Below are 13,660 nucleotides of genomic sequence, written 5' to 3'. Positions count from 1 at the left end.
GCACCACCGTCCGCGCCGCCACCGCCTCTCGCCGCGCGCGCCGGCACCGCCGCCGCAAGCGGCCCCCGCGCCTCACGGTATGCCCGTGCCGCCGCAAGCGCCGCCTCAGGCGCCGACGCCGGAAATGCCTCCTGCCGCACCGCCAGGTCCCGATCTCAGCGCGGGCGGTCCGCCCGCCGGCCAAGCGGGTGTCGTGCGCCGGCGCCACCGGAACCCGACGCCGGAGCCAAAGGCGGACTCTTCGGCAAGCTCATGGGCAAGTCGAAGCCGGCCAAGGCCGCGCCCCCGCCGGAGATGGCGCCGCCGCCCGGGCAGGCGCCGCTGGAGGGCCCGCCCCCGTCCGACGCCGATGCTTCGTTCGACGCGACGTTCCCGGGGATGGACGATGGTCCCGCCGCGTCCGGTGCAAACCTCGCCGCCGAGCCTTTGGCGAGTCTCTGGCGACCGCGAACGCGCCGAGCAAGAAGAAGCCGCCGGTGGTTGCGATCGGCTGGGGCATTCTCGGCGTGATCGTCCTTGGGGTGCTCGGCCTGTTCTTCCTCGCGCCACAGACCACGGTGTCGATCCTTCCGGGCGCGTCGCATCTGTACTCGATGTTCGGCATGCAGGCCGGCGCCCAGGGGCTCCAGTTCGAAGGCGTGCGCTATGGCTGGACCAATAGCGGCGGCCAGAACGTGCTCGAGGTTCAGGGCAGCGTACGGAACACCAGTTCGTCCGCGATGAGCGTCCCGACCGTGATCATCGTCCTGCGCGACGAGAATGGAGAGGAAATCTCCGAATGGACCACGGAGGTGGGGGCCGCCGAGCTCGCGCCCGACGAGGATGCGCCGTTCCTGAAGCAGATTCCGGCGCCGCCCAGCAATGTGCGCAGTCTGAAGGTGCGGTTCGCGAAGGCGGGCTAGGGCGCGATCGGCCCGGCGCTTTCGCGCAAGTGAGGCAGGGCAGGTTTGGCATGGCGGAACCGCCCGCGTCAGATCACATCGCGGTGCTCTTCAGTGCGGAGACGATTGCCGCGCGCGTCGATGCTCTGGCCGGCGCGATCGCCGCGTGCGCGTTGCGCGAGCCGCTGGTCGTCGCGGTGCTGAAGGGTAGTTTCATCTTCGTGGCCGATCTGATCCGGGCGCTGCACGCCCACGGGCTGACGCCCGAGATCGACTTCGTCTTTCTCGCAAGCTACGGCAATGGGACGACGGGCGGTCCCGTCGAGGTCCTGCGCGACGTCGAGTCGGACATCGCGGGCCGCGACGTGGTCATCGTCGACGACATTCTCGATTCCGGCCGCACTCTGCTTTTCGCCAAGGAACGGCTTGCCGCGCGGGGCGCGCGCTCCGTGCGCAGCTGCGTTCTTCTCGACAAGAAGGCCCGGCGGACCGAAGCGGTCGCCGCGGACTTTACCGGCTTCGAATGTCCCGACCGGTTTGTGGTCGGCTACGGCATGGACCTCAGCAACCGCTATCGCGAACTGCCGTTCATCGGCATCGTCGAACCGGGCGCCTAGCGGTCCAGGATCGTGCGGATCTCCACCAGGTTCGAGCGCACCCGCAAGATGTAGAACCCGAGCGTCGCCAGGTGCGAGGGCATGATCCAGCCGGCTTCCGCGCCGTTGGAGATGATGAACGGCGAGATGTTGAGCGAAGCGCGCAGCTGGCTCTCCAACTCGTCCCAAATGGCTTCCAGGCGACGCTCCCGGATCACGTCCTCGAAGTCCGCGCGGGCCGCGGTGAGGATGCCGTAATAGGCGTATAGTTGACCGTAAGCGAACCAGAAACGATCGTCGGCGCGCGTGTCGAACCAGCCGCTATTGTAGTTCTCCGAGCGCTCGCGCAGCGTCGCGGATGTCCCGCCGATATCTCTTGCGATCCGGTCCAGGAATTCGAGCAGATTGTCGGCGCGGGCGTCGAACAGGGCGTCACACGACTGAAGCCGTTCGTTGTATTTGTTGAAGCTCTTGATCGCGGAGCGGTAGACGGCGGGGCTCGGCGTCTTGGGGCCGAAAGGACTGAACGACCAATACCAATAGAACTCGTTGTATTGGAGGTCGCTGCGCGCTTTCTGCAGATCCTTGTCGGGCTCGGAGGTGCCGCGGACGCGGCCCAAGGTGTCCACCAGTTCGACGGCGGTGCGGCCGACGGCTTGATGCGCGCCTTGCTGGAAGGCGGCCTTGTTGTCGAAGAACGGCGTCGACTGCCACGGGATGCCGAACAAGCCCATCTTGTATAGCAGCATGGAGGAGATCCAGCCGTTCTGGTTGACATTGAAATCGGTCAGGTCCGCAGCCGCGCGGACGATCATCGAACGCCGGCAGGTCTTGTCGGGGGTCTTATCAGCCGCGGTCGCGTTCTTGTCCGCATCGTCGCTGACGATGCCGCCGCTCGGCTCGGGGACATCGCCGGCCGTGCTGGTCGCGGTCGCATAGGCCTCGGCGTAGTCGGGATCGAAGTCGTTCCAGACCTGCGTGTTCCAGAAAAAGATGCCGTACAACACGAGCAGAACGGCCAGGACGATGCCGAGCACCACCCTCAAGATGGCACCGAGGCGGGCGAATACGCCGCCGAGCCAAACGAAGGGCTTCGCGATTGTATCGAGAATGGACTTCAGCATGGGGCGGCCGTCTCCTGACGCGAGAGGAATGTTGCTCAGACATATAAGGCGCCGGATGTCAGTTGTCTGACGCCGGGCCCAAAATTTTGCAGGGGACTGGAAGGCATCGAAGTCGCGTTGCGGGTGCTGTGATTTCGAGCCTTAGAAGGAGCGAATGAGGCGCTCCAGGTAGTCGAGCTCGAGCGTGGACCGCGTGGGGTCGCCGATGCGCCGGCGCAGCTCGTCCAAGACCTCCCGCGCCTTCTGGATGTCGATCTCGTCGGGCACGGCAACCGACAGACCAAGGTCCGGACGGTTGGACCGGTCCGGCCGCCCCAGCGGATCGCGCCCGTTCGAGCCGGGTCCCTGACCGCCTTCCATCTCGCCCTGCGCCATCATCTGCTGGGCCATGGACTCGGTGCCCTCGCGCATCCGGTCGAGCGCCAGGCTCTGGTTCTGCGCCGCGCGGTCGTAGTTCTTCTCGCCGATGGCCTGCTCGGCCTCGCCCATGGCCTCCTGCGCACCTTCGAACTGTTCGGGCGGTTCGCCGCCGGCCTGGCGCATGCGTTCGATCAGCTCTTGCAGCTTCTCGCGCAGCGCTTGCTGGCGTTCCTGCAGGCTGCCTTGCGCCCCTTGCTGCTGTTGCTGACCGAGCTGCTCTTGCCCGCCGCCGGGCGCATCGCCTTGCCGTCCGGACTGGCCTTGCGCGCGTGCGCCGGCCTGTCCGCCTTGTGGCATCTGATCCATGAGGGGCGACATGGCGTCGCCGAAGCCCATGGGTGATCCGGGCGGGCTGACATCGAATTGCTGGTTCTGGTTGCGGCCCTGGCCCTGGCCTTGGCGCTGCTTGCGCTTCTCTGCGAAGGTGTCGTCCAACAGCTCCTGCTGATCGGACGCGACCTCGTCGAGATCCCGCATCATTTCCTGCGCCTTCTGCTGTTGCTCGGTGCGCGGAATATTGTTCGCCTGCAGCCGGTCGAGAATGTCGTTCAACTCCGACAGCATCTTCTCGGCCATGTCCTTCGAGCCGGACTCGGCGAGTCCTTGATGCTCTCGAGCATCTTGTCGAGGTCTTGCTCGGAGACGATGTCGTCCCGGTTCTGCGGGGGCTGACCGGCCATCTCGGCCTGTTCGTTCTCCTGGGCCGCAAGAGCTTGCAGATAGCGCGACAGCGCCGCGCGCAACTCTTCGATGCGCTGCTTGATCTCCTCCGCCGGTGCATTCTCCCGCAGGGCCTTCATGAGGGCGTCTTGCGCGGTCCTCAGGTCGCGCTCGGCCTTGGGAAGATCGCCTTCTTCGATACGCAGTGCCGTGGACCAAAGCTGCTCCACAACGGTCTTCACCGAATCGAGCGAGCGGTCGTTGTTGAGGCGCCAATAGGCGTTGCGCAACGACAGATAGACCACCCGATCCTGGATGACCTTTTCATCGCCGATGGTCAGCGCATCCAACGCACGTGCAACGCGCGGCAGCTGATTGGGGTCGAGCACCAAGGCCCGGCGCTGTTCGATCACGGCCTTGGCCAACGGCTTGGTGAAGTGGCGGGCCGGCATGACCAGCGGATAGGGTTCGCTGGTGCCGACCTGGTCGGCTTGGTCGCGTGCGGCGAGCGTCATGATGACTTTGAGCCCCGCCCAAGGATGCGAGGTCAGGTCCTGAGTCGCCCGGCCTTCGACCTTCTTGGCGTTGGCCCGCGGCAGTTGCAGCGACATCACGGGGGGGCCGAACAGGGGCTCGACCTCGGCGAGGTCCGTCTCTTCTTCGATGGCGATATCGTTCGGCGCTTCGGGCATCTGACCCTCAGCCAGCGCGAACCGGGCCTCGGCGCTGGCGACGCCGTAATCGTCAAGCGCGCCGTATTCCAGCCGCAAGGCGCCGCGCGGCATGGCCGTGGGGGCTTCGAGGAGGTTGATCCGTGGTGCCGTGTCCTCGATCATCGAGAGCTGCCACTGCGCCACCGTCGATCCGCCGACGCGCAAGTCCGCGGTCGCGGTTCATGAGCCCGGCGTGAACTCCATAAGGCCCGCCGCGGCGCCGTCCTTGGGCTCGATCGTTCTGGATTTCCCGTCCTCGTCCGCCAGCGTGAGGGTCACGCTCTCGCCGTCGGGCGCGTGGGCGCGGACGATCAGCTGGCTGCGGACAGGCACCGACAGAGCCCGAAAAGTCTCCGAGCCGCGGCCGACTTGTTCGGTGCCGTCGGCGAGGACGACAGGGGCCATGCCCGTGTAGACGGGCGGCGTGATCCACGCGTCGAGCCGCACAAGCTGCGTCGAGGCGGACGCGGCCGGCAGGAACGCGGATTTGAGGCGCGAGCCCGCATCGCTGCCGGCGGCGAAGAACGCGGCGACCAGCGCCAGGACCAGGGCGGCACGGATGGCATAGGGGTCGTCGCGATCCGCCCGCGGCTTGGGCCATGAGGGTTTGAGCCGTGCGACCAGGCGCGCGAGGCGCTTCCGGTGCAGGGCCCAAAGCTGGGCGGGCGCCGAGCCGGGTGTGGCTTCGAGCGTGTCCTCGTAGGATGAGGCGGGCCGGTGCGCGATGCCCGAATCGCGCTCGAGCCGCCGCAGCGCTTCGCTGCGCGTCGGAACGGCGATGCGCCAGAGCGGCACCAGCGCGATCAGGAACGCGATGAGGAAGACGCCGAGCAGGATGCGATGGACGATCGCAGGGAGCAGGCTCCAGCCGCCCAGCAGCGTGAAAACCAGGAAGGCGCAGACCACGACAAAGGGCCAAAGCAGAGCCTCGAACGCACGCTCGGCCAGGAGCGCAAGCCAGCTCAGCCGGACCCGCCGCTCGAAGCGGCGCTTCAGCGTGTCCGGCGCGGGGGCGGGATTTGCGGCATCTCTCGAGCGGGACGGTCTCGCCATGATCTCGAACATCTAGCATAGACGGGCGCGGAGCCCAGGTTACATCCCCGTAACATTCTCCGGCCAAACCGGCGAAATCGCGGCATGGCCGGGGAAAGGGGCCTCAGAGCCAATCGGGGAGACGCTCGGCGGCGAGCATTTCTTCGTAGGTGCTGCGGGGACGGGTTACGCAGTAGTCCGCGCCCGAGACGAGCACTTCGGGCACAAGCAGGCGGCTGTTGTACTGTGAGGCCTGAACCGCGCCGTAGGCGCCCGCCGTCATGACGGCGATGAGGTCGCCCGGGTTGAGCGGGGGCAGGGGCCGCGCGAGAGCGAGATAGTCGCCCGTCTCGCAAACAGGTCCCACCACGTCGGTGATGCGCGTGCCCGCATCGGGGCTCGGTTCGACGACGGGCAGTATCCGGTGATAGGCCTCGTAGAGCGTCGGCCGGATCAAGTCGTTCATGGCCGCGTCCACGATGGTGAAGGTCTTTTCCGGCGCGGTCTTCACGTAGAGCACCCGAGTCACGAGGATTCCCGCATTGCCGGCGATCATGCGCCCGGGCTCGAACAGAAGGCGGACGTCGAGATCGCCCATAGCCTTGTTGACGAGCCGCGCATAGTCGGTTGGCAGCGGCGGGTCCGGCTCGTCGTCCCGATAGGGGATCCCGAGGCCTCCACCGAGATTGACGAACTCAATCCCCAGTCCTTCCGCGCGCAAGGTCGCCACCAGCTCCTTCAGCAGAGCGAAGGCGTTGGCGAAGGGTGCGAGGTCCGTGATCTGGCTGCCAATGTGCATATGAATGCCGGCCGGCCGGATGCCCGGAAGCTCGGTCGCCTGCCGGTACAGCGCGGGCGCTGCCTCGAAGGGGATGCCGAACTTGTTCTCCGCCTTCCCGGTCGAAATCTTGTGATGCGTGCCCGCGTCCACATCGGGGTTCACGCGGAAGGCGATACGCGCGGTCGCCCCCTTCGCGGCGGCGACCCGGCTCAGCGCGTGAAGCTCGGGCTCGGACTCGACGTTGAACGCGAAAATGCCGGCGTCCAGCGCGAAGGCCATCTCGGTCTCGGTCTTGCCGACGCCGGAAAAGACCACGCGCTCGCCGGGGACACCGACGGCCAGGGCGCGGCGGAGTTCGCCTTCGGACACGACGTCCATGCCGGCGCCGTGCTTGGCGAGAGTCGCCAAGACGCCGAGATTGGAATTGGCCTTGATGGCGTAGCAGACGAGCGTGTCGGGCCGCGCGGCGAAGGCCTCGGCGAAGACGCCGATATGCCGCTCGAAAGTGGCGGTGGAATAGCAATAGAACGGCGTTCCGACATCGGCGGCCAAGGCGCAAAGGTCTATGTCCTCGGCGTGGAGCACGTTGGCCTCAGACACGCCACGCCGGTAGGCGAAATGGTGCATGGGATGACGCTAGTGGATGATATCGTCGAGGATCGGGATGCGGCGATCCGGGGATTTCTGCTGCTTGGTGGAGGGGTCGGCTTCCACCTCGGGATAATTGGCCTGCGGCCGGTCGAGCGAGCCGCGGCGCCCGCAAGCCGACAGGCCAACGGCGAAAACAAGCGCCAATGACAAGAGAATGCGCGATGCGCTTCTCATCGATACCATCCCTTTAGGGTCCGACCCTGTCTTGCGATGTCCCGCCTGCGATGTCCCGTCGTCATAAGGCTTCTTACGAGCCTTTCCTGACATTGTTTTATCGCGAGACGCCGTCCTTCTCCAAACGCTTTATCCAGCGTTTGGCCTCGCGCCGCACGTTGGACGGGGCCGTTCCCCCGAAGCTCTTGCGGCTTTTCGCCGACCGGGCCGGGTCGAGGACGCTGAACACGTCCTCGGTGATCCGGGGTTCGGCGCCTTGCAGGTCCGAAAGCTGCAACCTCTTGAGGTCGATGCCTTTTTTCTCCGCCAGGGCGACGATGCTGCCAGTGATGTGGTGGGCCTCCCGAAACGGAATATCGAGGGTTTGCACCAGCCAGTCGGCGAGGTCCGTCGCCGTGGAATACTCGCTCCCGGCGGCCTTCTTCATGGCCTTGGCGTTGATCGCGAGGTCCGAAATCATGCCCGTGAGCGCGGCAATCCCCAGTTTCAGGGCGTCGAGCGCATCGAAGACGGGCTCCTTGTCCTCCTGCATGTCCTTCGCGTAAGCCAAAGGTAGCCCCTTCATCACCATCAGCAGGGCCTGAAAAGCGCCGGCGATGCGGCCTGTCTTGGCCCGCACGAGTTCGGCCGCGTCCGGGTTCCGCTTCTGGGGCATGATCGAGGACCCGGTCGAGAAGGAGTCCGATAACCGGGCAAAACCGAACTGGGGCGACGTCCACAGCACGATTTCTTCGGCCAGGCGGGACAGATGGACGGCGGCAATCGCGGCCGCCGCCAGCGTTTCGAGCGCGAAGTCCCGGTCCGAGACCGAATCGAGGGAGTTCGCGGTCGGCCGGTCGAACTGAAGCGCCTTGGCCGTGTGATGCCTGTCGATGGGGAAACTGGTGCCGGCCAGGGCCGCCGCGCCCAGCGGACACTCGTTCAGCCGCTTGGCGGCGTCTGCGAACCGGCCCCGGTCCCGGGCGAACATCTCCACATAGGCCAGACAATGATGGCCGAAGGTGATGGGCTGGGCGGTCTGCAAATGGGTGAATCCCGGCATGACCGTCGCCGCTTCCTCGAGGGCGCGCATTGACAGGGCAAGCTGAAGCTGCGCGAGCCCCGCCTCGATGAGGCCGATCTCGTCGCGCACGTAGAGCTTGAAGTCGGTGGCCACCTGGTCGTTGCGGGACCGGGCCGTGTGAAGCTTGCCGGCCACTGGGCCGACGATCTCCTTCAGACGGTTCTCGACATTGAGGTGGATGTCTTCCAGCGCTCGCGAGAATTTGAAGGTTCCGGCCTCGATCTCGGCCAGGATTTGGTCGAGACCCTCGGTGATCTTGGCGGTCTCTTCAGTCGCAAGGATGCCGGTCGCTTCGAGCATGGCGACATGCGCCTTCGAGGCTTCGATATCATGCCGCCAGAGCCGCTTGTCGAAATCGATGGAGGCATTTATGTCCTCCATGATCTCGGAGGGGCTAGAGGCGAAGCGGCCGCCCCACATAGTGTTGGTCATGATGGTCCGGTCTGAAGCTTAGGCGAGCTCCAAGAGCTCGAGTTCGAAGAGAACGACGTGAACAGCTCCAAGAAAAACAAGCCCACGACGTCCCCGGCCACATATGCGATCGCGGTCGCGGTCGCACTTCTCGCCGGGTTCGGCACGGTATATTGGCTTTCCACCCCGTCTGACAATCGTTCGGACGCACAGGACGGCGCAAGATCCGCGGCAAAGCCTGCCCCCGGTGCGGGCGAAACCACAGGGGAAGGTCCGCTCAAAGGGCTCAATTCGGGCGCGATGACGGCCTTCGTGGTGCGGCCCGAGCCGCTCGACGTGCCCGTCTTCGCCTTCGAAGGGCCGGGAGGCGACAAGCAGACATCGGCCGATCTGAAGGGCAAGGTGGTGCTCCTGAACATTTGGGCCACGTGGTGCGTCCCCTGCCGGGAGGAGATGCCGCAGCTGAACGCGCTGCAGTCAGAGCTTGGCGGCGATGGCTTCGAAGTGGTGGCGATCAATATCGACAAGGGCGGTCCCGAGAAGGCCGAGAAGTTCCTGACCGAGACGGGCGTGACCGATCTCCGGCCCCATTACGATCCGACCGGAAAGCTGTTCGCGAGACTCAAGGCCGTCGGCATGCCGACGACCTTGCTGCTGGACCCGGAGGGCAAGGAGATGGGCCGCTTGGTGGGGCCCGCCAACTGGGCCGCGCCGGAAGCCAAGGCGCTGATTCAAGCGGCGATCGGCGCAGCCCAAAGCGACCCGAAATGACGCCTGTCGAGCATGGCGAGGTGATCGGCTACTGGTTTCAAACGCTCTCCCCGGACGCGTGGTACGGGGCGCCTTCTGAAGTCGATGCGGAAATCGCGCGCCGGTTCGGTCAGGTTTACGAGACGCTGAGCGAAGCGGTGTCCGGCGATTGGCTCGGGTCTCCGCAAGGCAGGCTCGCCGCGATCCTCGTGCTCGACCAGTTTCCCCGCAACATCCATCGCGGCACGCCAGAGGCCTTTCGGACCGATGAGAAGGCCTTGGCGCTCGCGAAGGATGCCATTGCGGCCGGCGCGGACAGGGACCTGCCGCCGGAGCAGCGCGCCTTCCTCTACATGCCGTTTCAACATGCGGAGAATTTGGAGGACCAGCACCGGTCTCTCGAACTCTTCGAGAGCCTGGGAAACGCGAACAATCTCGATTTTGCCGTCCGGCACTATGAGATTATCAGGCGGTTCGGCCGCTTCCCGCACCGGAACGCCATCCTCGGCCGTGCCTCGACCCCAGCGGAACGCGCGTTCCTGAACGAGCCCGGCTCGTCGTTCTAGGTCCGGCTAGCGGACGGGCGTGAGCGCCTCTTTGTCCAGGCGATAGGTGTAGTTGCAGGTTTCGTTCGCCGGCCTGTTGCAGGGCAGGCCGTAGGTCGTGACATGCATCAAGCGCGACGGGCCGCTGGTCGAGAACTTGTAGCCCTTCACGAAGTCCTCGAAGACCTTCTCCCAGTCGTCGCCGCTCCAATAATAGAGCTGCATCAGGCATCCATTCGGACCGCAGGCCGGATTGCTCGCCTTCTTGCACACGAGCTTGCTGTAATCGGCGATCCAATCGGGGCGGCCGTCGCCGTTCAAATCGTCGCTTTGCAGGATCTTGGCGGTGTCCGGCACGCCGTCCAGTTTCCGGCATCGCTCCGCGGCCTCGGCCACGGTCTCGGCCATCTCATCGGGGAACTCCGCCGTAAGGGCCAAGGCCGCTTGCGGCGCGAGCACGCCCAAGACGCAGGCCAGGGCCGCGAGAGTGAGAAGAGTGATCCGGGCCGTCACGATGTCGGGCGCAGTTGAGCGGGTGCGGCGGTGTCGGCAGATCCGCAAGCTGGGTGACCGGCGCATCGAGGCGGAATAGATCCGGCGTCACCTCCGATTTTCGGGTCGTCGGCCGCGGACCGCAAATGACCGCGCGCAGATGAGCGGGCTTGTCCTCCCGCTCGGCCGGCTGCGCGAGACCGTTGAGGCTGGTGCCGAAAAGCGACTTCCAGAAATAGCGTTTGAATCCGTTCTCGAGCAACTGGGCGGCGCGGGCGTTGCGCACGCGGGTCGACGGCTCACCAAGCACGACGGCCACGAGCTTGCGCCCGTCCCGGGTGGCGCTCACCACGATGTTGAAGCCGGAATCGCAGATGAACCCGGTCTTCATCCCGTCGGCGCCGTTGAAGGTGCGGAGCAGACCGTTATGGGTGCGGAGTTGCAGCTTGCCGACGCTGACCGACGTCATCGCGAAGATGTCGGCATATTCCGGAAACTCGATGATGAGGGCGCGGGCGAGGCGGGCGAGATCCCGCGCGGTCGTATATTGCTGCTCGTTGGGGAGCCCGTGCGGGTTGGCGAATTGAGTGCTCGTCATGCCCAGACGTTTTGCCGCCTCGTTCATGCGCTCGACGAAGCCCTCCACCGACCCGCCGACGGTTTCCGCCACCATGACGGCGACATCGTTTGCGGACTTCACGATGATCACGCGGATCGCCGTCTCGAGCGGAATCGACGTGCCGAGGGGAAGGCCGAGCTTGGTCGGCGGCTCGGCAAGCGCGTTCTTGGTCACGATCGCCGGTGTGTCGGGTTTGACCTCGCCGTTTCGAAGCGCGTGAAAGGCGACATAGGCGGTCATCATCTTTGTGAGCGAGGCCGGGAACCACAGCGTGTCGGGATCCTCGGCATAGAAAACGGTGCCGTTATAGGGTTCGAAGACGAGGGCAGGGCTGGCTGTGGCGGTCACCGGCGCCAAAAGGGCGAATGCGGCGAAAAGGCTAAGAAAGGCACGCCTCAGCATGGATATCGTTCCCCTTCGATCCTGGCGGCGCTGACCACTATCGCGTTGACCGCGTGGCGCCCGGTCCGCCGTGCGCGCGGCGTTTCCCGGCACGATGCGATGCCCACGGTGTGAGCCATCCGCCCTATTTCACACGCAAATTCGACTCTTCCGTGACAGGCGCTCCCCACGGGATTCCCGAACCGATGTACCGGAGCGCCCGGGGCCACACTAACGCGCCGAGACGGTTTCGCAACCCGGTGGGGCGCCAAAACACGCCAATTCCGCACCAAAATGGCCGCTTCCGAAGGTTTTTGATTGGGGTCAAGGATTTCACATGCGCAAGGGCGTTAGCTGCACTAACTTATTAGCAACGTCTAATATAAGGAGTTGAAGCGATGACCTCCTGGCAACAGGTTCCACTGCCCTGGAAGGCCGGCGGTCTTCTTCTCGGGTTGGTCTTTTTCGCCGCGGTGTTGCTGGTGAAGCCAATTGGCGTCTCCACGCAATTCGTCATTTTCGACGGCATTCTTTGGGATGCAGTCGATGCCTCCGTCGTGGTCCCTTCCGAGGAGGCCAAGAGCGGCTTCACCAGTCCCAACGCCTATCTCGACAAGAGCGGTGGGAAGTATGCCAAGAGCGTCGCAAACCCGCTGAACTACGGTTTCGTGTTCGTCATCGCGATGATGGCCGGCGCGCTCATGTCCGCGCTCCTGCGTGGCGGCGTGCCCAAGAGCGAACGCGCGATGCCGCAGGTCTGGCGCGCCAATTTCGGCGACTCGGTGTGGAGACGCTACGCGGCGACGTTCATCGCCGGATTTCTTGTTCTGTTCGGTGCGCGGCTCGCGGGCGGCTGCACCTCCGGCCACATGATGAGCGGCATGATGCAAACATCGCTTTCGGGCTACATGTTCGCCGCGGGCGCCTTCCTCGCCGGCATCCCGCTGGCCGTCTATCTGTTTTCGAAGGAGGGCTGAGCCATGACCACCGTTCTTCTTGCGATTCTGCTCGGTGCGGCGTTCGGCTTCGCGCTCGATCGGGTCGGGGCGACCAATCCCGGCTACATCATCCGCATGCTGAACCTTACGGACCTGCATCTGATGAAGACGATCCTCACCGGTATCGGGGTCGCATCGATCCTCCTTTTCGGCGGGCTCCTGCTGGGTCTCGTCGATCCCGGGCATCTGTCGGTGAAGACGGCTTATTACGGGGTCTTCCTGGGCGGCCTCCTGCTTGGCGTCGGCTTCGCCGTGGCGGGCTATTGCCCGGGCACGGGCCTCACGGCCATGGCGACAGGGCGCATCGACGCGGTCTTCTTCGTCCTTGGCGGGCTCGTCGGGGCGGGCGCCTATATGCTGGCCTATGGCGGCATCGCCGGTACGGATCTGTTCACGAAAATTGCCGGCGGCGACGCGACGCTCGCCCCGGTGGCCGGCACCGATTATCCGTCCATACTCGGCGCGATGTCGGGCGAGTGGCTTGGTCTTGCGATCGGTGTGGCGCTCATTGTCGTGGCCTGGGTCCTTCCCGCCCGGCTTGGCGATGGGCGCACGATGTCGGCCCCTGCCGAGTGACGTCAAACGGCGCGGTTGTCGAGGATCCAAGCGGCTGCGACCGCGAGATCCTCGACCGTCGCCGTCGGGCGCGGTTCGAAGCGGGCCTCGTCGCCCTCCCGGAACTTGCCGGTCCGCACCAGGATCGCGCCCGACAAACCGGCCTTGAGGGCGCCCGCGACGTCGGACTCCGCGTCGTCCCCGACCATCACGGCATCCTCCGGCGCGCACCCCATGCTGGCGAGTGCGGCATGGAAGAAATCGGGCGAGGGTTTGCCGAGCACGATCGCCTGCTTCCCGCTTGCGTATTCCAGGGCCGTGACGAAGGCCCCGGCATCGAGGCTCAGCCGGCCATCCTCGTCCATGAAGGTGCGGTTCTTTGCGAGCGCGAGGAACGCCGCATCACCGATCAGTGAACGGAAGGCATGGTTCAGGTTCTCGTAGCCGAAGGCTTGACCGGCATCGCCGACAACGACCGCACGCGTCCCGCGTTCGGGGAGGCTCGCGAATTCGTCTTCCAGGTTGGGGTGGACCAGAAGGAGCGGCGAGGCGTCATGCTCGGCGAGCCAGCCCAGCGCCGCTTGGCCGGGCGTGAACAACTCGTCATCGGCGATCTCGAGTCCCAGTCCGGTCAGCCGGGAGAGCAATGCCTTCTTGGTCTTGGTCGTGGTGTTGGTCACGAAGCGGATCGCAGGCCGGCTTCGTGAAGCCGGTGCACGGCCTCCACGGCGCCGGGGAGCACATGGTCTCCCTCGTAGACGACGCCTGCCAGATCGAGAAGTACGCCGCGGATCATGGACGCAGCGTTGCGCGG

Annotated in this window: 13 protein-coding genes and 1 pseudogene; 6 read left to right on the top strand and 8 right to left on the bottom strand. The window is 65.4% G+C overall.

The window, feature by feature from the left end; translation table 11 throughout:
- The first annotated feature begins 476 nt into the window (after positions 1 to 476).
- Positions 477 to 902 carry an FxLYD domain-containing protein gene (locus AUC68_RS09675; protein WP_069437424.1) on the top strand — a complete coding sequence of 142 codons (426 nt, stop codon included), beginning with the start codon at positions 477 to 479 and terminating at the stop codon, positions 900 to 902.
- A gap of 50 nt (positions 903 to 952) precedes the next feature.
- On the top strand, positions 953 to 1,498 hold the full coding sequence (gene hpt, locus AUC68_RS09670) for a hypoxanthine phosphoribosyltransferase (protein ID WP_069437423.1): 546 nt from the start codon (positions 953 to 955) through the stop codon (positions 1,496 to 1,498).
- Here hpt and AUC68_RS09665 read toward each other — a convergent pair.
- The 5 genes and pseudogenes from AUC68_RS09665 to argH form a co-directional block, all read right to left on the bottom strand.
- Complete coding sequence (locus AUC68_RS09665) at positions 1,495 to 2,601, bottom strand: DUF2333 family protein (RefSeq protein ID WP_069437422.1); 1,107 nt, start codon at positions 2,599 to 2,601, stop codon at positions 1,495 to 1,497. The two genes, hpt and AUC68_RS09665, sit on opposite strands and share 4 nt — an antisense overlap.
- 141 nt (positions 2,602 to 2,742) lie before the next feature.
- Positions 2,743 to 5,447 (bottom strand): annotated as a pseudogene (locus AUC68_RS17780) (TIGR02302 family protein).
- 103 nt (positions 5,448 to 5,550) lie between these two features.
- On the bottom strand, positions 5,551 to 6,834 hold the full coding sequence (gene lysA, locus AUC68_RS09655) for a diaminopimelate decarboxylase (protein WP_069437421.1): 1,284 nt from the start codon (positions 6,832 to 6,834) through the stop codon (positions 5,551 to 5,553).
- Positions 6,835 to 6,843: 9 nt separating this feature from the next.
- Positions 6,844 to 7,032 (bottom strand): LPS translocon maturation chaperone LptM, encoded by a 189-nt coding sequence (gene lptM / locus AUC68_RS09650; protein ID WP_069437420.1) that lies wholly within the window; start codon positions 7,030 to 7,032, stop codon positions 6,844 to 6,846.
- 97 nt (positions 7,033 to 7,129) lie between these two features.
- Complete coding sequence (gene argH / locus AUC68_RS09645; protein ID WP_069437419.1) at positions 7,130 to 8,527, bottom strand: argininosuccinate lyase; 1,398 nt, start codon at positions 8,525 to 8,527, stop codon at positions 7,130 to 7,132.
- 57 nt (positions 8,528 to 8,584) lie between these two features.
- Between argH and AUC68_RS09640 the strand changes: the two genes are divergently transcribed.
- Entirely contained in the window at positions 8,585 to 9,277 is a 693-nt protein-coding gene (locus AUC68_RS09640; RefSeq protein WP_083240590.1) for a TlpA family protein disulfide reductase, read from the top strand.
- On the top strand, positions 9,274 to 9,822 hold the full coding sequence (locus AUC68_RS09635; protein WP_069437418.1) for a DUF924 family protein: 549 nt from the start codon (positions 9,274 to 9,276) through the stop codon (positions 9,820 to 9,822). The genes AUC68_RS09640 and AUC68_RS09635 overlap by 4 nt, the downstream gene beginning before the upstream one ends.
- Before the next feature lie 6 nt (positions 9,823 to 9,828).
- On the opposite strand, the gene AUC68_RS09630 is transcribed toward AUC68_RS09635, so the two are convergent.
- Together AUC68_RS09630 and AUC68_RS09625 are read right to left on the bottom strand one after the other, a co-directional pair.
- The gene (locus tag AUC68_RS09630; protein ID WP_069437417.1) at positions 9,829 to 10,209 is read right to left on the bottom strand and encodes a hypothetical protein; all 381 of its coding nucleotides are present in this window, start codon (positions 10,207 to 10,209) and stop codon (positions 9,829 to 9,831) included.
- A 1-nt stretch (position 10,210) separates the two neighbouring features.
- On the bottom strand, positions 10,211 to 11,314 hold the full coding sequence (locus AUC68_RS09625) for a D-alanyl-D-alanine carboxypeptidase family protein (RefSeq protein ID WP_069437416.1): 1,104 nt from the start codon (positions 11,312 to 11,314) through the stop codon (positions 10,211 to 10,213).
- A gap of 377 nt (positions 11,315 to 11,691) precedes the next feature.
- Between AUC68_RS09625 and AUC68_RS09620 the strand changes: the two genes are divergently transcribed.
- Positions 11,692 to 12,270 (top strand): YeeE/YedE thiosulfate transporter family protein, encoded by a 579-nt coding sequence (locus tag AUC68_RS09620; protein WP_069437415.1) that lies wholly within the window; start codon positions 11,692 to 11,694, stop codon positions 12,268 to 12,270.
- Between the two features lie 3 nt (positions 12,271 to 12,273).
- Positions 12,274 to 12,867 carry a YeeE/YedE thiosulfate transporter family protein gene (locus AUC68_RS09615; RefSeq protein ID WP_069437414.1) on the top strand — a complete coding sequence of 198 codons (594 nt, stop codon included), beginning with the start codon at positions 12,274 to 12,276 and terminating at the stop codon, positions 12,865 to 12,867.
- 2 nt (positions 12,868 to 12,869) lie between these two features.
- Here the strand turns inward: AUC68_RS09615 and AUC68_RS09610 are convergent, their stop codons facing one another.
- Complete coding sequence (locus AUC68_RS09610; protein ID WP_342027475.1) at positions 12,870 to 13,526, bottom strand: TIGR01458 family HAD-type hydrolase; 657 nt, start codon at positions 13,524 to 13,526, stop codon at positions 12,870 to 12,872.
- Positions 13,527 to 13,660: the final 134 nt, after the last annotated feature.

The sequence above is a fragment of the Methyloceanibacter methanicus genome, assembly GCF_001723285.1.
GTDB classification, from domain to species: Bacteria; Pseudomonadota; Alphaproteobacteria; order Rhizobiales; family Methyloligellaceae; genus Methyloceanibacter; species Methyloceanibacter methanicus.
Note: the sequence above shows the minus strand (reverse complement) of the source record. Positions and strands in the feature narration are given on the sequence as shown.

What these genes read in the sequence shown, in the direction of transcription:
- AUC68_RS09665 (WP_069437422.1), bottom strand. Translation starts at nt 2,601, where the DNA reads ATGCTGAAGTCCATTCTCGATACAATCGCGAAGCCCTTCGTTTGGCTC.
- lptM (WP_069437420.1), bottom strand. Translation starts at nt 7,032, where the DNA reads ATGAGAAGCGCATCGCGCATTCTCTTGTCATTGGCGCTTGTTTTCGCC.
- hpt (WP_069437423.1), top strand. Translation starts at nt 953, where the DNA reads ATGGCGGAACCGCCCGCGTCAGATCACATCGCGGTGCTCTTCAGTGCG.
- AUC68_RS09620 (WP_069437415.1), top strand. Translation starts at nt 11,692, where the DNA reads ATGACCTCCTGGCAACAGGTTCCACTGCCCTGGAAGGCCGGCGGTCTT.
- AUC68_RS09615 (WP_069437414.1), top strand. Translation starts at nt 12,274, where the DNA reads ATGACCACCGTTCTTCTTGCGATTCTGCTCGGTGCGGCGTTCGGCTTC.
- lysA (WP_069437421.1), bottom strand. Translation starts at nt 6,834, where the DNA reads ATGCACCATTTCGCCTACCGGCGTGGCGTGTCTGAGGCCAACGTGCTC.
- AUC68_RS09625 (WP_069437416.1), bottom strand. Translation starts at nt 11,314, where the DNA reads ATGCTGAGGCGTGCCTTTCTTAGCCTTTTCGCCGCATTCGCCCTTTTG.
- AUC68_RS09630 (WP_069437417.1), bottom strand. Translation starts at nt 10,209, where the DNA reads ATGGCCGAGACCGTGGCCGAGGCCGCGGAGCGATGCCGGAAACTGGAC.
- AUC68_RS09635 (WP_069437418.1), top strand. Translation starts at nt 9,274, where the DNA reads ATGACGCCTGTCGAGCATGGCGAGGTGATCGGCTACTGGTTTCAAACG.
- argH (WP_069437419.1), bottom strand. Translation starts at nt 8,527, where the DNA reads ATGACCAACACTATGTGGGGCGGCCGCTTCGCCTCTAGCCCCTCCGAG.